The organism is Bradyrhizobium manausense, assembly GCF_018130615.1.
Lineage (GTDB): Bacteria > Pseudomonadota > Alphaproteobacteria > Rhizobiales > Xanthobacteraceae > Bradyrhizobium > Bradyrhizobium manausense_A.
The window spans coordinates 736914-755849 of record NZ_JAFCKB010000001.1 but is presented as its reverse complement, the minus strand read 5'-3'; the positions used below and the strand labels follow the sequence as shown (position 1 = coordinate 755849).

Sequence of the window (18936 nt, the reverse complement as noted above, 5' to 3'; positions counted from 1 at the left end):
CTAGCAGAGGCGTTTTGAGGTACGCAACTCATTTTGAGGGTTGCGACGGCATTTTTGAGCACCCGCTGCATCTGATCCGGCGCTAGCCGCCGAGATCGAGCGTCAGGAATAGGCTGTTGCGGTCCTCGACATAGCCTTGAAACGGGCCGCAGGGCACGAAGCCGTGGGCACGATAGAGCGCATGCGCCGGCTTGAAATAATCCCACGAGCCGGTCTCGAGGCTCAGCCGCTTGATGTCGCGCCGGCGTGCCTCGGCGATGATGTGACGGAGCATCAGGCCACCAAAGCCGCGGCGGCGCGTGGTCTGGAGCGTATGCATCGACTTCACCTCGCCGTGGTCAACCGAGAGCGTCTTCAGCGCCCCGGTTGCAACCAGCGTGTCGCCGTCCCAGCCGGTCCAGAACGCGACGTCGCTGGCGCGAAGGCCGGCGAGATCGAGCGCGTGCGCGCTGCCCGGGGCGGTCTGCGCCCGCGCCGCCGTGACGTGGTGATCGAGCAGCGCGACGACGCGCGGATCGAATGTGTCGCCGGTACGGATCTGCATCATCAGGGCCTCACGTCACTCGCAAGCTGCTTCTGCATGAAGACGAGATCGAGCCAGCGGCCGAACTTGCAGCCGACCTCCGGCATGCGCGCGACCTCGGTAAAGCCGAACGAGGCGTGCAGGCCGATCGAGCCGGCATTGAGCGCCTCGATCCCGGCGATCATCGCATGCTTGTTCAGCGCCTTGGCGCGTTCGAGCAGCGCGGCCAGCAGGCTGCGGCCGATGCCGAGCCGATGATGCCGCTCATCGACATAGACCGAATTCTCCACCGTGTGGCGATAGCCGGGAAACGGGCGGAAATCGCCGAACGAGGCGAAGCCGACGACGTCCCTGCCCTTCATTGCGACCAGAACGGGATAGCCGGCCTCCTGCCGCGCGCGGATCCATTCGCGCCGCGAAGCGAGATCGGCCGGGCCGTCGGTCCACACTGCCGTGGTGTTGATCGCGGCATAATTGTAGATGGCGAGGATGTCCTCGGCATCTTCGAGCGTTGCGTCACGTACGATCAGCGACATCACATCTTCCCGTAAGAGGTGCCGCGCCGCGTGATGATGACGTAGCGGGCATCCTGTTTGGTTTCGTTCTCGAAGGTCACCGCGCGCATGACGTCGAAGTCGAGACAATCGCCCTCGCGCAGGCGCACCGTCTTGGCGTCGATATGCACGCAGACCGCTCCCTCCAGCATCAGGAGTTGTTGGGTGAAGGCGTTGCGGCCCCAGGGGCTGTAGGGCACGCGCGACCCGGCCGGCAGGTCGACGACGATGATCTCGATGCCGCTCGCCGCATCGACCGGCGAGGCATGGCGGCGCCGGTAGCCGCTGTCGGGGTCGCGCCATTGCGGCTGGTCGGCAAGCCGCGTCAACCGCTCCGGCGGCTTCTCCGAGAGTGCGACGATGTCGCTGAGCGAGACATCGAGCGCGGCGCAGAGCTTGTTGAGCAGCGCCGCCGTGGCACTGCTCTGCGCCCGCTCCACCCGTCCGATCATGGCCCGGCTGACGCCGGAGCGGCTGGCGAGTTCGTTCAAGGTCATGCCGGCCTGCGTCCTCAGAATCTTCAATCGGCGACCGATCGCCCTGTCGAGTTTTTGCTGGTCCATGTTTGCTGGTCGATGGCCTCTGATCCGAACTTGCCCGACGCATGGACCGCATCCGCCGGACCGGAGGAGCTTAGGCCGGAGGAACGATGCGTGCCGGGAGCGAGGTGCTAATATATTGGAATCTTTGCGCGGCTGTTAGCACCGTCAAGAATGCGCCAAACGACAATGCACCGCGATGGCATGAGCGGACCGACGCAGCGGATCGTCACGACCACCGGCATCAGCCTCAATGTCGCTCCGCTATCGTTCGGCCCCGATCAGATCGTCGTGCTGGTCGGCCCTCTCAGGAGCCCAGCTTGTCGATCCGCTTCTGATGGCGGCCGCCTTCGAATGCCGTGCCCAGGAACGCTTCGACGCAGTCCTTTGCCACTGCTTCGCCGGTCATCCGTCCGCCCAACGCCAGGACGTTCGCATCATTGTGCTGGCGGCACAGCCGCGCGCCGGTGACATCGTGCACGAGCGCGCAACGGATGTGCGCATGACGGTTGGCGGCGATCGAGATGCCGATGCCCGACCCGCAGATCAGAATGCCGCGCCCGGCCTTGCCGGCCTTGATGGCGTCGGCCAGCTTGTCGGCGAAGTCGGGATAGTCGACGGACGCGGCGCCGTCAGTGCCCAGATCCAGCCATGCCAGATCGGGCAGCGCGGCTTTCAGGGCTTCCTTGAGGGCAAAGCCTCCGTGATCACAGGCAATGGCGACCAAACGCGTGCTCTCGTCCTTGTCGGCCATTTGGTGTCCCAGGAGGTTGGAGCGGGCGAAGGGAATCGAACCCTCGTATGCAGCTTGGGAAGCTGCCGTTCTACCATTGAACTACGCCCGCTTATGCGCGTGCTCCGCGCCTGTCCTGATTAGCCGAGACGGCGTCCGGCGCCAAGCGGTTTGGCGCGTCCGGCCGAACGGTTGTTAACGTCCTGGCAAGATTCCGGGTGCGCCGGATTGTGGCAGTGTTATGATCTGGGCTCTGGGGAGAGACCTGCACTGAGTGGGGCGTGTGCATGGTGGGGCGGGCTTACGCGGTTTTCGACACGGCTATAGGCCGTTGCGGCATCGTCTGGAGCAATTCCGGCGTGGTCGCCGTGCAATTGCCGGAGGCGCGGGAGATCGATACGCGCCGCCGGATTTTCCAAGTCCAGCCCGAGGCGCGCGAGCAGGCGCCGCCGCTCAACACCGAGCTGGCGATCGAGGGCATCGTCACCTTGCTGCAAGGCAGCGATCCTGATTTTTCCGACGTCAGCCTCGATGCCAGCGACGTACCTGCCTTCAACCGGCGGGTCTACGAATATGCCTGCACCATCCCGCGCGGGGAGACGCGCACCTATCACGAGATCGCCAAGGCGCTGGGCGCCTCCGGCGCCGCGCATTCGGTGGCGCAGGCGATCTGTCGAAATCCCTACATGATCATCGTGCCCTGCCACCGGGTGCTGGAGGCCGGCGGCTATCCCGACCGGATCTCGGCTTACGGCGGGATGATCTCAAAGCGACGTCTCTTGTCGCTCGAAGGCGTCCACCCGATCGCCAGCAAGACGCTGTTCGAGGTGCTCCTGCCCGTTGCCCCGCCGCGGTCACCTACCTAGATAGGTGGCATGGATGCGACCACGCTGCTGACGTCACGGACGATGACGGTGTCCGAGTTTCGCTGTGACGCGGGACCGGACGACAAACCATTTGCCGAGTGCCGCACCGGTCATTCCATTGCCTATGTTCGCGCGGGGAGCTTTGGCTGCCATTGCCGCGCCGGCTTCTTCGAGCTGGTGGCGGGCTCGCTGCTGGTCGGCGCGCCCGGCGACGAGTACACCTGCACGCATGAGCATGTCTGCGGCGACGTCTGCCTGTCGTTCTTCTTCAGCGAAGATCTGGTCGAGGCGCTCGGCGGGCGGCGCGAGACGTGGCAAATCGGCGCGACGCCGCCGCTGCCCGAGTTGATGGTGCTGGGCGAGCTCGCCCAGACGGCAGCAGATGGCAACAGCGACCTCGGCCTCGACGAGGTCGGTCAGATCCTCGCCGGCCGTTTTGTCGATGTGGTCTCGGGCAAGCCGCGCAAACGGGCCACGCCGACGGCGCGCGACCGCCGCCGCGCGGTCGAGGCGGCGCTGTGGATCGACGACAACTCGCAGGCCGAGATCGACTTCGAACAGGCCGCGCGCCTGGCGGATTTGAGTCCGTTCCATTTCCTGCGGCTGTTCTCCAACGTGCTCGGCGTCACCCCGCATCAATATCTGGTGCGTTCGCGGCTGCGCCACGCGGCGCGGCTGCTCACAGACGACGACATCGCGGTCACCGACATCGCCTATGACGTCGGCTTCGGCGACCTCTCCAACTTCGTCCGCACCTTCCACCGCGCCGCCGGCATGTCACCGACCAAGTTCCGGCAGGCATCGAAGGGGAAGCGCAAGATTCTCCAAGAGCAGCCCGCCCTCAACTGACTAGGGTCGTCTCCGGCGCGCGCCACCATACGGCGCGCTTTGCAATGGAGACGACCATGTATGACCACATCGGACTGCGCGTCGCCGACCTTGACGCCGCCATGCGTTTCTACACCGCGGTGCTGGCACCGCTCGGCTACGTCCTGTGCTCGAGCGGCGACGGCTATGCCGGCTTTGGGCCGAAGGGCGAGCCGGCACTCTGGCTGCACCTGAACAAGGGCCGCAAGGCCGACGGCGCACACATCGCATTTCGCGCCAAGGACCATGCTGCGGTGAAGGCGTTTCACAGCGAAGGCCTGAAGAGCGGCGGCCGTGACAATGGCGGAGCGGGGCCGCGCAAGGATTACAGCCCGACTTACTATGCGGCGTTTTTGATCGATCCTGATGGCAACAATGTCGAGGCGGTTTGTGTGTGAGCTGCGACGACGCCCGCTGCACGCGCCGTCATTCCGGGATCGCGCGTGGCACCAGACCCGGAATCTCGAAATTCCGGGTTCGCGCTTCGCGCGCCCCGGAATGACTCCAGCAAAATGGAAACTCAATGGCCTCTATCCACAACGATGTTGCCCTTCCCGCCCCGGCCCGCGAGGTCTGGGATGCCGTGCGTGATTTCGGCGCGCTGCATCAGCGGCTCGTGCCGGGCTTTGTCACCGCTTGCCAGCTCGATGGCGACGCTCGCATCGTCACTTTCGCCAACGGCTCGGTGGCGCGCGAGGTGCTGATCGACTGCGACGATGCGCGGCGGCGGCTGGTCTATGCGATCAACAGCGAGCGGCTGAAGCATTACAGCGCCTCGGCGCAGGTGATTGCCGAGAGTGAGACGACATGCCGCCTGGTCTGGATCATCGACATGCTTCCGAACGAGCTTGCGGCCTACGTGCAGGAGCAGACCAAAGCCGCCGTGATCGCCATGCACAAGGCGTTTCCGCCGAAAGGTACGTGACCTTTCTCACAGAGCCCTGCTCTCATCGGCCGTACCCATGATCGCGTGCGTCCGGTTGGCCTCGCTCTCCCGGCGGCGCCACGCACGCGAGGAGCATGCCATGAGACGTGCGGACAAGGTGATCTGCCAGGCAGCCGCCGTGCTGCTGCTGCTTTCAATTTCGGGCGCGCCGGCCAAGGCGCAGTTCCTCGGCGGCGGTGGTGCCGGCGGCGAGGACATGATGACCCAGATGGCGCCGATGCTGGAAATGATGAAGGCGAAGATGGGCAAGCGCCGCTTCGCCATGATGATGCAAACCATGGGCCCGATGATGAGCCGCATGATGGAGAATGGCGGCGGCGGACTCGGCGGCATGACGGGTGGCGGCGGCATGGCCGGCTTCGGCGCACCCAGTTACGGCGGCTATGCGCCGATGGGCGGCGGCACCATCCCGACCGGGATCGGCGGCATGGGCGGCGGCGATATCATGGGCATGCTCGGCGGCGGCGACATGATGGCGATGATCCCGCAATTGATGCGGCTCGCCAATGTCGGCGGCGGAGGCCATCGCCGCCACAGACATCGCTAGTCCACAACCGACAGGGCGGGGCGCACCGCCGGCTTGGCTTCACGCGGTCCCCAGCGGGTCAGCACCACGCTGGAGGATGAGAGCAGGCCGAGCACGACCATCGAGCTTGCGGCGAGCCAGAAGAAATTCTGCGCCGTAGCGTCATGCGTCGACAGCCACCAGCCGCAGGTCGCGATGTAGATCAGCCGCGCGGTCTGCGCCAGCACCGGCCCGATCACCTTGGCTGCCCCTTGCGACGAGAAGTACATCGTCGAGGCAAGGCCGATGAACGCGTAGAACGGCGCCACCGTCGACAGATATTGATGACTGGTTGCACGCACCGTGGCACTGTCCGTAAAGATGTTGACCCAGAGGTCGGGGAACAGCGCGACGAGGCAGGCCGGCGTACCTACGGCGACGAAGGCGCTCGCGCCTGCGGTCCAGGCGATGCGCCGCGCGCGGGAGATGCGACCGGCACCGACCGCCATACCGATCATCGGCACCGACGCGATGCCGAACGAGAACGCGATCGAGGTCAGCAAGAATTCGAGCCGCGCGCCGATACCGTAGCCGGCGAGGATCGCCGTGCCGAACTTCGCCAGCATGTGGGTGAAGATCGAGATCGTCAGCACCGATTGCAGTGGCGAGAAGCAGGCGATGGCGCCGACCTTCAGGATGTCGAAGAACATCGCCCATTGGATACGCAAGCCTCGCAATTTTGGCACCACGCGCGCGCGGCCGGAAAACAGGTACCAGCCCATCACGCAGATGTTCATGGAGTAGGCGGTCAGCGCGCCGGCGGCGACCCCACGCATGCCGAGTTGCGGGAAGGGCCCGAGCCCGAGGCCGAGCGTGCCGCCGAGCACGATCTGCCAGACCGCGGAGTTGAGGATCAAAAGCGACGGCAGCTTCATGTTGCCGGTGCCGCGCAGCACCCCGGCCATGGTGTTGAGCAGCCAGGGCAGCACGGCACCACCGAAAAACACCTGCGTGTAGGCGATCGCATGGGTCAGCACGTCGCCGCGGCCGCCGAGCATCGTGAGCACCTGGGGCCCGAAGACCAGCATGCCCAGCATGAACACGAGACCGAAGCTGATGCCGATCAGCAGCGCATGCGCAGCCAGTGTGCCGGCGCGTTCGCGATCGCCGGCCCCGAGCGCACGTGCGATGGCGGACGCCACGGCACCGCCCATGGCGCCGCCCGACATCGTCATGGTCAGGATCACTGTCGGAAACACCAGCGCCATCGCGGCCAGCGCTTCGACGCCGAGACGGCCGATATAGGAGGTCTCTGCGATCACCACGCAGGTGCCGGCCGACAGTGCGACCACATTCGGCCAGGCGAGCCCGAGCAGCGTGCGCAGGATCGGCCCGTCGGTCAGCGCGCTCCGCGCGGGGCGCGGAGAGGGCGGCAGCGGACGTTCCTGCTCATCGACCGGGATCTCGGCGATGTCCGTCATTTCGTCTCCGGCATAAGCGCCACTTGTGGCGCGGCAATGCTTAGGTGCGCTAATGAATTCACTCGCGCGAAAGGCGCGGTATGCACTTGTTAGCACGGCGGCGGCCGATTCCTCCTGCGTCGGGTGCAGGCGTGCCCTGCGGCAGCGCATTTCAGTAGGTGGAATTGGTTCTTCTCCCTCGCCCCGCTTGCGGGGCGAGGTGAAGCCCGCGGAAACACGGTCGTCTACCCAATCGTCCAGACCAGCGGCGGGTGGCCGCCTGCCGTCGGGCGCAAGTGCACATTGATATGCCGGCCGCATCCTGCCGCCAGTCCCTCGAGCAAACCTTCCAGCACCTTGGCGCAGGCGCGGTGATAATCGGCGACGTCATCCATCAGCTTCCAGCTCTGCTGGCGGATTTCGAAGCTGCCTTCGGATTGCGCGGTATCGGCCGCATCATCCTGCGCGGCGAACAGGGCGTTGAGGAAGGATGCGAACTCCTTCGCACCGCCGCGGCGCATTGCCAGCGGCTCCGCAATCTCATCGAAGAATTGCATGCCGATCAGCTTGCCGGTGATGTGCAGGAGATAGCCGGCATCTTCCGGCCCGAACAGCTGCACCATCACCGGCGCTGCCGTGCGAACATATTCCATCGCGTAGTTGCGATAGGCCTTTTCCAGCCGAGACTTCGGCCAGCTTGCGACGGGAAGCGCCGGTGCTCTCTTCGCGTCGAATAAAGGCGCGTCGAGATGGCGCGCATAGGCGAGACGCTGGTCCAGCTCCAGTGGATGGTCGTATTGGTGGTAGTAGCCTTCGAGCCCGTCCTGACCATCGACGCTCTGCTTGGTGCAGACGAAGCCCAGCCTGAGATCGCCGAGCGCGACACCGTTGTTGGCGTGCCAACCGCGCAGCATCGCGCGGCTGACCTCGCCCGGCACGCCGCAGATCGCCGGGCCTTTCCAGATCCAGCGCGGCGGCGGGTAGCGGATCCAGGCTTTGGTGTCGCTCTCATACATGTATTCGACGTGCACGCCGCCGATCCAGTTGGAGAGGTAGTGATATTGCGCGGCCGCTACCGCCGGCGGCAGATGATCAATCCCGAGCTTCTTGAGCCCCGGCAGGAAACGCTCCTGCTGCTGGCGGCGGAACACGCGGAAGACGAACTCGGCGGCCTCTGCCGTACCGCGCCGCGTGACCACCGTGAGGATGAGGCCGGTGAAGTAAGCGTGGTAGAGGTCGGCGACCACGCGCCAGCGTTTCCATTGCGCTTCCTGCGCGGCGTCTGCTGCGGCGGTCATGATCGCTCCCGATCGTTGTATTGATCGAGTGTGTCACTGCGGCAGGCAGCAGGCAACATGACGCGCACGCAGAACGCCTTGCACGACAGCGCGCCAATTCCGCATCACGAAGTTTGCCTGGCCTTATTTTTGCGGAGCCTTGGCGGCGCGCTCGCGCTCAATGCGCTCGGTGACGTCGCGCGCCATGGCGACCGATCCCTGCACATTGCCGCCGGCATCACGCACCAGCGCGAAGGTCATTTCGATGTAGAGCTTGCGTCCACTCTTGTGCAGCGCGCGGGTCAGCGTCGGCCGGCCCGCAAGCTTCATCGCTCCGCTGGCAAGGGCGGCCTCAAAGCCCTTCCAGTGCGCGGCGCGCAGATGCTCCGGGATGATCAGATCGAGATTCTGGCCGAGCGCTTCGTCTGTCGCAAAACCGAACAGCGCGGTGGACGCACGATTCCAGCGCATGATCGTACCTGACCGATCCGAATAGATCAGCGCGTCGGCGACGTCGTCGAGGATGTTTGCGTCGAGCTGAGATTGATCGGTCATGGCACCACCTCGCATGTCGCCGGATTTTGCACATCCTGGCACACATTCGGTGTCGTCGCCCGACTTGCCAGGGCATGACAGTGGAGTGTGCAGCTACACCCGGAAGTGCTTGCTCAGCTTCAGGCCCTGCGCCTGGTAGTTGGAACCGATACGCTGGCCGTACATCGCGTCGGGGCGCGCCAGCATCTTCTCGTAGACGAGACGGCCGACGATCTGGCCGTGCTCGAGGATGAACGGCACCTCGCGCGAGCGCACTTCCAGCACGGCGCGCGCGCCTTGCCCGCCCGCACCGGCATAGCCGAAGCCGGGATCGAAGAATCCGGCATAATGCACGCGGAATTCGCCGACCAAGGGATCGAACGGCACCATCTCCGCGGCGTAATCCGGCGGGACCTGCACCGCCTCCTTGGAGGCGAGGATATAGAACTCGCCGGGATCGAGGATCAGGCTGCCGTCGGGACGCGCCGAGATCGGCTCCCAGAAATCTTCCACGGCATAGCCGGAGCGACGGTCGACATCGACCACGCCGGTGTGGCGCTTGGCGCGGTAGCCGACGAAGCCGGTGCCCTTCTCGCCGGAGAGATCGACGGAGACGGCGACGCCGCCGGTGAGATCGGCATCGTCGATGTCGACGAGACGCTCGGTGGCGTGGAGTGCATCGAGCGCATCGGCATTGAGGATGGCGTCACCGGTGCGGAAGCGCACCTGCGACAGGCGCGAGCCTTCGCGCACCAGGACTGGAAACGTCTTCGGGCTGATCTCGGCGTAAAGCGGGCCGTGATAACCGGCACCGATCATGTCGAAGCGGCGGGTGCCGTCGGCGATCACGCGGGTGAAAACGTCGAGCCGGCCGGTCGAACTTTTCGGATTGGCTGCCGCGACGATCTCCGGCGGCAGCGCCAGGCTTTCCAGCAGCGGCACGATGTAGACGCAGTTGGTCTCCAGCACCGCGCCGTCGGCGAGACTGAACTCGTGCAGCTTCAACTGGTCGATGCGCTCGGCGACGGTGGCACCGGGGCCGGGCAGGAAGCTCGCGCGCACGCGATAGGCGATGTCGCCGAGGCGCAGATCGAGGCTCGCCGGCTGGATCTGGCTTTCGACGAAATCGTATGCGGGCAGGATGAGGCCTGCTTCCGCCATCGCCGCGATCATGCGGTCGGGCAGGATACCATTGGCGTCGGCGGCAACCGTGAACGTCAACCGTGGGTCCTCATCAGGGGTCAAGTACATCCGGACTTGCGGGAAATACTAGTCTTTTACGGCTATCCGATGGACGCCTTGACGGAAAGGGCATTGCGGAATATGAGCATCACTTATCCCGTGGTGATTTGAGCCGGCCGGCTTGCAGCCACGTTAAATAAGTCGCTAAACAGGCCGGGGACCTCTGTGATCCCGGCCCGTGGAGATATCCAGGCCGGTTTTTTTGTGACCGTTTTCGACGAGACGGTCATCTCGGAGGGTCTTATGTCGAAGTCGCCTGCTACTTACCGTCCCGAAACCCGCCTGGTCCATGCCGGCACCCTGCGCTCGCAATATGGCGAGACGTCGGAGGCGCTGTTCCTGACCCAGGGCTACGTCTACAACAGCGCCGAGGAGTGCGAGGCGCGGTTCAAGGGCGAGGACCCCGGCTTCATCTATTCGCGCTACTCCAACCCCACGATCGCGATGTTCGAGCGCCGCATGATCGAGCTCGAAGGGGCAGAGGCCGCGCGCTCGGCCGCAACGGGCATGGCCGCTGTGACGACTGCGATCCTGGCGCCGCTCAAGGCTGGTGACCACGTGGTCGCCTCGCGGGCGCTGTTCGGCTCGTGTCTCTATGTCATTCAGGACCTGCTGCCGCGCTACGGCATCGAGACCACGCTGGTCGACGGTGCCAATCTCGATGAATGGCAGCGTGCGCTGAAGCCGAACACCAAGACGTTCTTCCTGGAGAGCCCGACCAATCCGACGCTCGACGTGCTCGACATTCCCGGCATTGCCGAGATCGCCCACAGCGGCGGCGCGCGGCTCGTCGTCGACAACGTGTTCGCGACGCCGATCTGGCAAAGCCCGCTCGCGTTAGGGGCCGACGTCGTCGTCTACTCCGCGACCAAGCACATCGACGGCCAGGGCCGCTGTCTCGGCGGCATCATCCTGTCCTCGGAAGCCTTCATCGCCGAGCACATTCACAATTTCATGCGCCAGACCGGCCCGTCGATCTCGCCGTTCAACGCCTGGGTCCTGCTCAAGGGCCTGGAAACGCTCGGCGTGCGCGTACGGGCGCAGACCGAGACTGCGGCGCGCATCGCCGACGTGCTGGCGAGCCATCCGAAGATTGCGCGGCTGGTCTATCCCGGACGCGAAGATCATCCGCAGGCGGCGCTGGTCAAGAAGCAGATGCGCGGCGGCTCGACCCTGGTTGGCTTCGAGGTCAAGGGCGGCAAGGCCGCGGCGTTCCGCGTGCTCAACGAGCTGAAGCTTGCCAAGATCTCGAACAATCTCGGCGATGCCAAGAGCCTGGTGACACATCCGGCGACCACGACGCATCAGCGGCTGAAGCCGGAAGTGCGCGCCGAACTCGGCATTGGCGAAGGATTCATCCGCTACTCGGCCGGGCTCGAGCACGCGGATGATCTGATCGAGGATCTGACGGCGGCGCTGGAGAAGGCGTAACGGGGTGAATAGCGAGTGGCGAATGGATCGATCCCCATTCGCTACCCGCCACTCCCTACTCGCTTCCCTTACATCGGCCGGTACGTCCGCACGTCCGCCGGCACGTTCACCCCTAGCTTGATCTGCCCCACCGAGCGGATGATGTCGTCGCCGAGCAACTGGGCGAAGCAGGCATAGCCCCAATCGTTCATGTGCAGGCCGTCGGCGATGACGAAGCTCTCGACCGGCAGCGCCTGCTTCTCGTGCCACTCGCGCATCACCTCGAAGCGCGGAAAGATGCCGACGTGACGGAGCTCGGCGACCTTGCCGAGCAGCTTCACCATCTTGCCCGCACTTTCGGGACGCTCGGTGACGCGCGGCGAATATTGCGGGTCGACCAGCACGACGTCGGCATCGCCGGCCGTCTGGATGCGGGTGACGCCGTCCTCGACCATCTTGGCGGTATCGCCGGGATCGAGGTTGCGCAGCACGGCGTTGGTGCCGACCTGCCAGATCACGAGATCCGGATGCACATCGATCACCTCCTTCTGGAGGCGCGTCATCATCTCGGGCGCGTCCTCGCCACCGACGCCGGCATTGATGACGGTGATGTCGGCGGTCGGGTATTGCCGGCGCAACTGCGCGGCGAGACGGTTCGGATAATTGAAATCGGGCGAGCTCGCACCGTAACCCGCGGTCGACGACGAGCCGAACGCGACGATCACGACAGGCTTGCCGGCGACGAGCTTGTTCGCGACATGCGGCAGCGAGCCCATGGTCTTCGAGACGCCCTTCGGCGACAGGCAAGGCACGCGGCTGAAAATGTCGCCGGCGGATTTCGCGACCTGCTTCACCTTGTCGATGGCGCGCGAGGTGAGACCGCGCTGGTCGGTGGTCGACTGGCCGGTCGCGGCCACGGTCGTCTGGGACGGTGATGCCGGTGCGGGATTAGCGGATTGCTGCGGAGCAGGCGTCGCCTGCGCGGCTTGAGCGCGAGCGGGGACCTGCAGCATGGGCGTCAGCACCAGCAGCACCGCCGCTGCGGGCGCGACCAGCCGTGTCGACAGGCCAAAAGGGCGGAAAGAACTCATTAACGCTAGACCTCAATTTTGCTGCTCGGCCGGCCCCAGATGGGCTGCGTCCATCACGAACTGTGCCAACGCCCGGCCGATGCAATCATGGACCTGCTTCGCCAGCTCGGGGCCGCGGGATGGGCTGAACAGGTCGAACTGACCCTGATCATTCCACTGCCGCATCATCGCGAAACGGTCGAACAGCGGGATATCATGCTCTTGTGCCACCACCCGCATGTTATCGAGGTAAGGCGGTGCCGAGATCATGGTTTCGGTACGGGGGCTGTACTGCAAATTCATCAAGACGACGTCAGCCCCTGCATTTTGCAACGCAGCGACCCCTTCGGTCACGGCGCCGCGAAAGTCGTCGGGATCGACGGAGCGGATAGCATCCACGGTCCCGGTCTGCCAGATGACCAAAGTAGGTGCTTTTGCTTCCATCAGCTTAACGAAGGTCCCGGCAGCTTCCTCCGCCGTCTTCTTGCTCTGTATTTCTACGGATACGTGCACAGTCTCCGCAGGCGGCAGCTTGTCCTTCAAGACGGCCTGCATCCGCGCCGGATAGGAGCTGTCCTCTTGGGCCGGAATGGTGGTGGAGCGGCTGCCGATCACCAGGATCTCGAGCGGTTTGCCCGATTTGACGGTGTCGGCGACCTTGTGGAGCTGGCTGTCGGTGGCGAGCAGATAGGGTGGCAATTCGCAGGCTGCGGGCGCAGCAGGCACGGCATCGCCCGCGCGCGCCGAAGGCGCAGCGAGACCACCGCACAGCAGGATCAGGCTCAGGAGAACCTTAGCCTTCATCAGCCCCCTCCCGCCAGATCGGCGTTGCCGACGGCGGCTTTGTTTTTCGTACCGCTCTTGTCGGCCACGCGCTTGTACCACGAAATCACCCAGGCCATCGCCCACATGATCAGGATTCCGGAGAGACTAATCAGCGCATGCATGGCCGGTCCACCGGAGACTTCGGCCAGGATGAAATGGCCGGCAAAGGCCAGGAAGACGCCGAGGCAGAAGATCTCCAGCGAATGCTGGCCGCACACGATCAGCGGCCGCAGCCACGGCGACTTCAGGCCCGGCCAATCCCGCGGCAGGAAGCGAACGGTGAGCGCCGACAGCGCCAGGAAATGCGTGAAGCGCAGCACGTCGAGGTCGGTCTTGTCGATCGGATACATCCACTGTTCAAGCCGCTTCGGCATGAAGTGCGAGAGCTGCGGCAGGTACCAGGTCAGCGTCACGTAGAATGCCGCGACGAGATAGGCGATCGAGATCCACATCGTTATGGGGGAAGCCAGAATGCGTGACATGCGTCGCGCACCTCCGAGCGCACACCAGGCTCCGAACACGAAAAGCAATTGCCAGGCCAGCGGATTGAACGCCCAGAAGCCGTTCGGATAGGCCGAGAAATAGAGGTCGAATTCCCAGGTCGCCGCATAAAGCAGGGCCGAGAGCGCAAGCGTCACGTCGGGCCGCCACTTCATCGACCACAGGATCAGCGGCAGCGCCAGCATCAAGACGATGTACAGCGGCAGCACGTCCATGTTGACGGGACGGAAGCGCAAGAGCAGCGCCTGCACGATGGTGACGTCGGGCTGCTTGAGGAAATCCATGATGCCCATCTCTTCGGTATAGAGCGGGTTCTCGAAGCTGGTCGCGACGTAGGAGATCTCGGCGAGGAAGATCGTGAACAGGAAGACGTGGGCGACATAGATCTGCCAGACACGGCGCAGGATGCGCGCGGTGGCGATGAGGAAGCCGTTTTCCAGCATGGCGCGGCCGTAGACGAAGGCAGCGGTGTAGCCGGAGATGAAGATGAAGATCTCGGTGGCGTCGCTGAAGCCGTAATTGCGGATCGTGAACCAGGTCAGCAAATTCGGCGGCAGATGATCGATGAAGATCAGCCACAGCGCGAGGCCCCGGAACAGGTCGAGCCTGAGCTCGCGCTCGCCGATGGCGGGCAGCGTGATGGCCGGCGCGGCAATCCGCGGCTTTGCATCCACGGGCTTGGCATCCACGGGCTTGGCACCCACAGGCGTGGCCCCCGCGGTTCCCGCGATCGTCGATCCCGTCACTTGATCGGCAATGGTCATCGGGGCCCAAAAACCCTTCCGCAAATCGCGACGCTTAAAGGAGTGTACCGGTCCCGTCGCCGCCTCGCAAAGCGGCGGGATCACATACGGGTGTTCTCGGGGTGTACTTCCCCGTCAATTCTGGCGGGACGATGTCGCCAAAGCGGACTTCGGCGTTTGGTTCCCGGCCAGGATTTCGTTATGATGGCAATCATGTACCGCGCCGTGACCCGCCAGATCGAAGTGACCGTCGAGCCGAACTTTGTTCCGGAGCAGTCGTCGGCCGACCGCTCGCGCTATTTCTGGTCCTACACCATCGTCATCACCAATTCCGGCGACGAGACGGTGCAGCTCAAGACGCGGCACTGGATCATCACCGACGCCTCCGGCCGCCAGCAGGAGGTCAAGGGCGAAGGCGTGGTCGGCGAGCAGCCGACGCTCGCCCCCGGCGAGCGCTTCGAATATACCTCCGGCGTCCCGCTCTCGACCGCGTCCGGCTTCATGACCGGCCGCTACCAGATGGTCAGCGAAAGCGGCGAACGCTTCGAGATCGACGTGCCGACGTTCTCGCTGGACAGCCCGGACAACAAGCGGGTGTTGAATTAGCGAGGTGCCGTACGAACCTACCTACCGCGCTACGCGTCCTCGACGCCCGCTTCGTCCGGCGTGAACGCGTACACCGAGGAGCAGAATTCGCAGGTCACGACGACCTTGTCGTCCTTGACCATGGCACTCCGGTCATCCGGCGAAAAGCTCTTCAGCATGGAGGCGACTGCGTCGCGCGAGCAGGAGCATTGCGCCTTCAGGACCAGCGGATTGAACACGCGCACGCCGCGCTCGTGGAAGAGGCGATAGAGCAGCCGTTCGCCGGAGAGATCGGGATCGATCAGTTCGACGTCCTCGACGGTTTCGATCAGCGAGCGCGCCTCGACCCAGGCATCGTCCTCGGCGATGCTGTGCACCTCGGCGCCATCAGGCGCGTCGCCGGGGTGTAAGTCGGCCTGCCGTGCGCGCTCCGGCGCCTTCGGCAAGAACTGCATCAGCATGCCACCGGCGCGCCAGCGATGCTTGCCACCGTCGCTACTGCGCCACTCCTCGCCGACCGCGAGCCGCACGCGCGTCGGGATCTGCTCGGAGCGCAGGAAATATTCGTGGGCGGCATCTTCCAGGCTGCCGCCGTCGAGCGCGACCAGGCCCTGGTAGCGGCTCATGTCCGGCCCCTGGTCGATGGTCATGGCGAGATGGCCACGGCCGAGCAATGCGCCGGAGTCCCTGGCGTCGCCGAGGCGCTCGGCGTCGAAGCGCGCATAGGCGCGCAGGCGATCCGGCGCCTGATAGTCCACCACCAGGAACGACACCGGGCCGTCGGTCTGGGCTTGCAGGATGAAGCGGCCCTCGAATTTGAGCGCCGAACCGAGCAGCGTCGTCAGCACGATGGCCTCGCCGAGCAGCTTGCCGACCGGCGCAGGATAATCATGCTTGGTCAGGATGTCGTCGAGCGCAGGACCAAGCCGCACCAGGCGGCCGCGCACATCGAGCGCATCGACCTCGTAGGGCAGCACAGCGTCATCGATCGGAACCGCGGATGGTGCGCGAACCGGGCCTTCAGGCCCGGTTTTCATGTCAGGGGATTGGGAAACCATGGCGCTTTATCTGGGGTCGGAGGGTGGAAATGGAAGAGGCACAGGGGCCTCAAACTCAGCGTCGTCCCGGGCGCGCGAAGCGCGAACCCGGGATCCATAACCACAGGATCAGGCTGTTGTCGGCGATGACAACTCATCGCCAAACGAGGTCCTGTGATTACGGGTCCCTGATCTGCGCTTACGCTTGTCCGGGACGACAGCGGAGGATGGAGTCGCCGAACAGCCACCCGCTCCACCGCAGCGTTACTTCACCGCGTCAAAGCACCAGGCCAAAATGCCCTTCTGCGCGTGCAGGCGGTTTTCAGCCTCGTCGAACACGACCGATTGCGGGCCGTCGATCACCTCGTCGGTGACTTCCTCGCCGCGATGGGCGGGCAGGCAGTGCATGAACAGCGCGTCGGGCTTGGCCAGCGACATCAGCTTGGCATTGACCTGATAGGGCTTGAGCACGTTGTGGCGATGCTCGCCTTCCTTGTCGCCCATCGACACCCAAGTGTCGGTGACGACGCAATCGGCGCCCCTGACGGCGGCCTCGGGATCGGTGCCGATCACGATCGGCGCGCCGGTGGCCTTGATGAAGTCGCGCATGACTTTCTTCGGCGCCAGCTCCGGCGGGGTCGCGACATTGAGCTTGAACTTGAAACGCTCGGCGGCATGGGCCCAGGACGCCAGCACGTTGTTGTCGTCGCCGGTCCAGGCCACGGTCCGACCTTCGATCGGCCCGCGATGCTCCTCGAAGGTCATGAGATCGGCCATCACCTGGCAGGGATGCGAGCGCCGCGTCAGGCCGTTGATGACGGGCACGGTCGCATTCGCCGCGAGCTCCAGCAGCGCCTCGTGATTGAGGATGCGGATCATGATGGCGTCGACATAGCGCGACAACACGCGCGCGGTGTCTGCAATGGTCTCGCCGCGGCCGAGCTGCATCTCGGCACCGGTGAGCATGATGGGCTCGCCGCCGAGCTGGCGCATGGCGACATCGAACGAGACGCGCGTGCGGGTCGACGGACGCTCGAAGATCATCGCCAGCGTCTTGCCTTCGAGCGGCCTCACCGGCTGATGCGCGTTCTGCTTCGCCTTCATGGCGGAGGAGGCCGCGAGCATGCTCTTGAGCTCCGACAACGGCAGCTCGTTGATATCCAGGAAGTGCTTTGGAGCCTTGCTCATCAGCTTGCCGCCCGCTTGTTGCCGGACAACGCAGCGCAGGCGCGTTCGAGCCGGCCGATGCTGTCCTCGATCTCGGCCTCGGTGACGATCAGCGGCGGCAGGAAGCGCACGACATTGTCGCCGGCGCCGACCGTGAGCAATTTTTCGTTGCGGAGCGCTGCGACCAGGTCGCCCGAGGGCACCACGGCCTTGATGCCGATCAGGAGCCCCTCGCCGCGCACTTCGCTGACGATATCGGGATGACGATCGATCACGGAGGCGAGCTTCTGCTTCAAGAGCAGCGACATCTTCTGCACGTGGTCGAAGAAGCCGGGCTTGAGCATGACGTCGAGCACGGCATTCGCAGCCGAGATCGCCAGCGGATTGCCGCCGAAGGTCGAGCCATGCGAGCCGGGCCCCATGCCGGAGGCCGCGTCCGCGGTCGCCAGCACCGCGCCGATCGGGAAGCCGCCGCCGAGCGCTTTCGCCAGCGACATCACGTCGGGCGTGACGCCGGTGCGGCGATGGGCGAAGAGATCGCCGGTGCGGCCCATGCCGGTCTGCACCTCGTCGAACGCAAGCAGCAGGCCCTTTTCGTCGCAGAGCAGGCGCAGCGCCTTGAGGAACGACGGCGTCGACGAGCGCACCCCGCCCTCGCCCTGGATCGGCTCGATCAGGATACCCGCAGTGTGGGGACCGATCGCCTTCTTCACGGCCTCGAGGTCGCCATGCGGCACCTGGTCGAAGCCGTCCATCGGCGGACCGAACCCTTCGAGATATTTTGCAGAGCCGGTCGCGGCGAGCGTCGCCAGCGTGCGGCCATGGAAGGCGCCCTCAAACGTGATGATGCGGTAGCGCTCCGGATGCCCCTTGGAGAAATGGTGATGGCGGACCAGCTTGATCACGCCTTCCAGCGCTTCGGCGCCGGAATTGCAGAAGAACACGAAGTCCGCAAAGCTCTCGTTGCAGAGACGGTTCGCAAGCTTCTCGCCGTCCGGGCTCTGGAACAGGTTCGACATGTGCCAGAGCTTGGTCGCCTGCTCCTGCAACGCCTTGACCAGCGCGGGATGGGCGTGGCCGAGCGCATTCACCGCCACGCCCGAGGTGAAATCGAGATAGCGATCGCCGTTGGTTGCGATCAACCAGACGCCTTCACCGCGCTCAAAACCGATGTCGGCCCTGGCGAAAACGGGGAGCAAATGCGGCGCTGCGCTGCTAGTCATGACGATCACTTGATGTTGCGGACGGTGTAACGCGTGCTTTGCGCAACGCACCATTGACCGGCCCGGAAAACGAAACGTGCCGCCTTTTAAGGGCGGCACGCGCGACTATCTTAGGCCTGGTGAAACGGGTGTCAATGCCGCCCGGAAAGCCTCGCGAAACGCTGAATCCGTAGTCTTGCGGTGGCGATTTTGCGGGATTTTCACCACGGAACATGTGGAAGCGAGTCGGCGGACTCTTGCGCGTGAGTCACGCCATATTGTAGCGTTTGGCTTGTCAGATACGACATCTCGTGCAGCGGTTCTGATCCCAAGAGTCCTCATGTACCGGC

Annotated in this window: 21 protein-coding genes, 1 tRNA gene and 1 riboswitch; of the genes, 7 read left to right on the top strand and 15 right to left on the bottom strand. The window is 64.7% G+C overall.

What is annotated here, in order from left to right:
* Positions 1-82: 82 nt before the first annotated feature.
* The 5 genes from JQ587_RS03540 to JQ587_RS03520 form a co-directional block, all read right to left on the bottom strand.
* A complete protein-coding gene (locus JQ587_RS03540) occupies positions 83-544 on the bottom strand; it encodes a GNAT family N-acetyltransferase (protein WP_212302905.1) in 462 nt (153 codons plus the stop codon).
* Positions 545-546: 2 nt separating this feature from the next.
* Positions 547-1059 (bottom strand): GNAT family N-acetyltransferase, encoded by a 513-nt coding sequence (locus JQ587_RS03535; protein ID WP_212424415.1) that lies wholly within the window; start codon positions 1057-1059, stop codon positions 547-549.
* On the bottom strand, positions 1059-1640 hold the full coding sequence (locus tag JQ587_RS03530) for a helix-turn-helix domain-containing protein (RefSeq protein WP_212302826.1): 582 nt from the start codon (positions 1638-1640) through the stop codon (positions 1059-1061). The genes JQ587_RS03535 and JQ587_RS03530 overlap by 1 nt, the downstream gene beginning before the upstream one ends.
* Positions 1641-1923: 283 nt before the next feature.
* Positions 1924-2370, bottom strand: coding sequence for a ribose 5-phosphate isomerase B (gene rpiB, locus JQ587_RS03525; protein WP_212424414.1), 447 nt, complete (start codon positions 2368-2370; stop codon positions 1924-1926).
* Positions 2371-2387: 17 nt separating this feature from the next.
* A tRNA-Gly gene (locus JQ587_RS03520) sits at positions 2388-2461 on the bottom strand.
* A 175-nt stretch (positions 2462-2636) separates the two neighbouring features.
* Here JQ587_RS03520 and JQ587_RS03515 point away from each other — a divergent pair.
* From JQ587_RS03515 to JQ587_RS03495, 5 genes are all read left to right on the top strand, one after another.
* Positions 2637-3215 carry a methylated-DNA--[protein]-cysteine S-methyltransferase gene (locus JQ587_RS03515; protein WP_212424413.1) on the top strand — a complete coding sequence of 193 codons (579 nt, stop codon included), beginning with the start codon at positions 2637-2639 and terminating at the stop codon, positions 3213-3215.
* A 9-nt stretch (positions 3216-3224) separates the two neighbouring features.
* On the top strand, positions 3225-4064 hold the full coding sequence (locus JQ587_RS03510) for a helix-turn-helix transcriptional regulator (RefSeq protein WP_212424412.1): 840 nt from the start codon (positions 3225-3227) through the stop codon (positions 4062-4064).
* Between the two features lie 56 nt (positions 4065-4120).
* The gene (locus JQ587_RS03505; RefSeq protein ID WP_212424411.1) at positions 4121-4480 is read left to right on the top strand and encodes a VOC family protein; all 360 of its coding nucleotides are present in this window, start codon (positions 4121-4123) and stop codon (positions 4478-4480) included.
* 125 nt (positions 4481-4605) lie between these two features.
* Positions 4606-5007 (top strand): SRPBCC family protein, encoded by a 402-nt coding sequence (locus tag JQ587_RS03500; RefSeq protein ID WP_212424410.1) that lies wholly within the window; start codon positions 4606-4608, stop codon positions 5005-5007.
* Between the two features lie 100 nt (positions 5008-5107).
* On the top strand, positions 5108-5575 hold the full coding sequence (locus JQ587_RS03495; protein WP_212424409.1) for a hypothetical protein: 468 nt from the start codon (positions 5108-5110) through the stop codon (positions 5573-5575).
* Here the strand turns inward: JQ587_RS03495 and JQ587_RS03490 are convergent.
* The 4 genes from JQ587_RS03490 to JQ587_RS03475 form a co-directional block, all read right to left on the bottom strand.
* Positions 5572-7014, bottom strand: coding sequence for an MATE family efflux transporter (locus tag JQ587_RS03490; protein ID WP_212424408.1), 1443 nt, complete (start codon positions 7012-7014; stop codon positions 5572-5574). The two genes, JQ587_RS03495 and JQ587_RS03490, sit on opposite strands and share 4 nt — an antisense overlap.
* A gap of 224 nt (positions 7015-7238) precedes the next feature.
* Positions 7239-8291, bottom strand: coding sequence for a hypothetical protein (locus JQ587_RS03485; RefSeq protein ID WP_212302837.1), 1053 nt, complete (start codon positions 8289-8291; stop codon positions 7239-7241).
* 123 nt (positions 8292-8414) lie between these two features.
* Positions 8415-8825 (bottom strand): PAS domain-containing protein, encoded by a 411-nt coding sequence (locus JQ587_RS03480; protein WP_212302839.1) that lies wholly within the window; start codon positions 8823-8825, stop codon positions 8415-8417.
* A 93-nt stretch (positions 8826-8918) separates the two neighbouring features.
* Complete coding sequence (locus JQ587_RS03475; RefSeq protein WP_433995276.1) at positions 8919-10055, bottom strand: 2'-deoxycytidine 5'-triphosphate deaminase; 1137 nt, start codon at positions 10053-10055, stop codon at positions 8919-8921.
* A gap of 80 nt (positions 10056-10135) precedes the next feature.
* Positions 10136-10215, top strand: a riboswitch (SAM riboswitch).
* 74 nt (positions 10216-10289) lie between these two features.
* On the opposite strand from JQ587_RS03475, the gene JQ587_RS03470 reads away from it, so the two are divergent.
* Entirely contained in the window at positions 10290-11477 is a 1188-nt protein-coding gene (locus JQ587_RS03470; RefSeq protein WP_212424407.1) for an O-succinylhomoserine sulfhydrylase, read from the top strand.
* A 68-nt stretch (positions 11478-11545) separates the two neighbouring features.
* On the opposite strand, the gene JQ587_RS03465 is transcribed toward JQ587_RS03470, so the two are convergent.
* From JQ587_RS03465 to JQ587_RS03455, 3 genes are read right to left on the bottom strand one after another with little or no spacing between them, the layout of a single operon-like run.
* Positions 11546-12547 carry an SGNH/GDSL hydrolase family protein gene (locus JQ587_RS03465; protein WP_212424406.1) on the bottom strand — a complete coding sequence of 334 codons (1002 nt, stop codon included), beginning with the start codon at positions 12545-12547 and terminating at the stop codon, positions 11546-11548.
* Between the two features lie 12 nt (positions 12548-12559).
* Complete coding sequence (locus JQ587_RS03460; protein WP_212424405.1) at positions 12560-13330, bottom strand: SGNH/GDSL hydrolase family protein; 771 nt, start codon at positions 13328-13330, stop codon at positions 12560-12562.
* A complete protein-coding gene (locus JQ587_RS03455; protein WP_212302848.1) occupies positions 13330-14616 on the bottom strand; it encodes an OpgC domain-containing protein in 1287 nt (428 codons plus the stop codon). The genes JQ587_RS03460 and JQ587_RS03455 overlap by 1 nt, the downstream gene beginning before the upstream one ends.
* Before the next feature lie 192 nt (positions 14617-14808).
* Here JQ587_RS03455 and apaG point away from each other — a divergent pair, with 192 nt between their 5' ends.
* Positions 14809-15201, top strand: coding sequence for a Co2+/Mg2+ efflux protein ApaG (apaG, locus tag JQ587_RS03450; RefSeq protein ID WP_212302907.1), 393 nt, complete (start codon positions 14809-14811; stop codon positions 15199-15201).
* A gap of 29 nt (positions 15202-15230) precedes the next feature.
* Here apaG and JQ587_RS03445 read toward each other — a convergent pair whose 3' ends face one another.
* From JQ587_RS03445 to JQ587_RS03435, 3 genes are all read right to left on the bottom strand, one after another.
* Positions 15231-16238: an Hsp33 family molecular chaperone gene (locus JQ587_RS03445; protein ID WP_212302850.1), complete on the bottom strand. Its 1008-nt coding sequence runs from the start codon at positions 16236-16238 to the stop codon at positions 15231-15233.
* Between the two features lie 243 nt (positions 16239-16481).
* Entirely contained in the window at positions 16482-17405 is a 924-nt protein-coding gene (gene argF, locus JQ587_RS03440) for an ornithine carbamoyltransferase (RefSeq protein ID WP_212424404.1), read from the bottom strand.
* Positions 17405-18607: an aspartate aminotransferase family protein gene (locus JQ587_RS03435; RefSeq protein ID WP_212424403.1), complete on the bottom strand. Its 1203-nt coding sequence runs from the start codon at positions 18605-18607 to the stop codon at positions 17405-17407. The genes argF and JQ587_RS03435 overlap by 1 nt, the downstream gene beginning before the upstream one ends.
* Between the last annotated feature and the right edge of the window lie 329 nt (positions 18608-18936).

Bases quoted from the DNA above. Each gene is read 5' to 3' on its own strand.
- JQ587_RS03540 (WP_212302905.1), bottom strand. From the start codon at position 544: ATGCAGATCCGTACCGGCGACACATTCGATCCGCGCGTCGTCGCGCTG.
- JQ587_RS03535 (WP_212424415.1), bottom strand. From the start codon at position 1,059: ATGTCGCTGATCGTACGTGACGCAACGCTCGAAGATGCCGAGGACATC.
- JQ587_RS03530 (WP_212302826.1), bottom strand. From the start codon at position 1,640: ATGGACCAGCAAAAACTCGACAGGGCGATCGGTCGCCGATTGAAGATT.
- rpiB (WP_212424414.1), bottom strand. From the start codon at position 2,370: ATGGCCGACAAGGACGAGAGCACGCGTTTGGTCGCCATTGCCTGTGAT.
- JQ587_RS03515 (WP_212424413.1), top strand. From the start codon at position 2,637: ATGGTGGGGCGGGCTTACGCGGTTTTCGACACGGCTATAGGCCGTTGC.
- JQ587_RS03510 (WP_212424412.1), top strand. From the start codon at position 3,225: ATGGATGCGACCACGCTGCTGACGTCACGGACGATGACGGTGTCCGAG.
- JQ587_RS03505 (WP_212424411.1), top strand. From the start codon at position 4,121: ATGTATGACCACATCGGACTGCGCGTCGCCGACCTTGACGCCGCCATG.
- JQ587_RS03500 (WP_212424410.1), top strand. From the start codon at position 4,606: ATGGCCTCTATCCACAACGATGTTGCCCTTCCCGCCCCGGCCCGCGAG.
- JQ587_RS03495 (WP_212424409.1), top strand. From the start codon at position 5,108: ATGAGACGTGCGGACAAGGTGATCTGCCAGGCAGCCGCCGTGCTGCTG.
- JQ587_RS03490 (WP_212424408.1), bottom strand. From the start codon at position 7,014: ATGACGGACATCGCCGAGATCCCGGTCGATGAGCAGGAACGTCCGCTG.
- JQ587_RS03485 (WP_212302837.1), bottom strand. From the start codon at position 8,291: ATGACCGCCGCAGCAGACGCCGCGCAGGAAGCGCAATGGAAACGCTGG.
- JQ587_RS03480 (WP_212302839.1), bottom strand. From the start codon at position 8,825: ATGACCGATCAATCTCAGCTCGACGCAAACATCCTCGACGACGTCGCC.
- JQ587_RS03475 (WP_433995276.1), bottom strand. From the start codon at position 10,055: ATGTACTTGACCCCTGATGAGGACCCACGGTTGACGTTCACGGTTGCC.
- JQ587_RS03470 (WP_212424407.1), top strand. From the start codon at position 10,290: ATGTCGAAGTCGCCTGCTACTTACCGTCCCGAAACCCGCCTGGTCCAT.
- JQ587_RS03465 (WP_212424406.1), bottom strand. From the start codon at position 12,547: ATGAGTTCTTTCCGCCCTTTTGGCCTGTCGACACGGCTGGTCGCGCCC.
- JQ587_RS03460 (WP_212424405.1), bottom strand. From the start codon at position 13,330: ATGAAGGCTAAGGTTCTCCTGAGCCTGATCCTGCTGTGCGGTGGTCTC.
- JQ587_RS03455 (WP_212302848.1), bottom strand. From the start codon at position 14,616: ATGACCATTGCCGATCAAGTGACGGGATCGACGATCGCGGGAACCGCG.
- apaG (WP_212302907.1), top strand. From the start codon at position 14,809: ATGTACCGCGCCGTGACCCGCCAGATCGAAGTGACCGTCGAGCCGAAC.
- JQ587_RS03445 (WP_212302850.1), bottom strand. From the start codon at position 16,238: ATGGTTTCCCAATCCCCTGACATGAAAACCGGGCCTGAAGGCCCGGTT.
- argF (WP_212424404.1), bottom strand. From the start codon at position 17,405: ATGAGCAAGGCTCCAAAGCACTTCCTGGATATCAACGAGCTGCCGTTG.
- JQ587_RS03435 (WP_212424403.1), bottom strand. From the start codon at position 18,607: ATGACTAGCAGCGCAGCGCCGCATTTGCTCCCCGTTTTCGCCAGGGCC.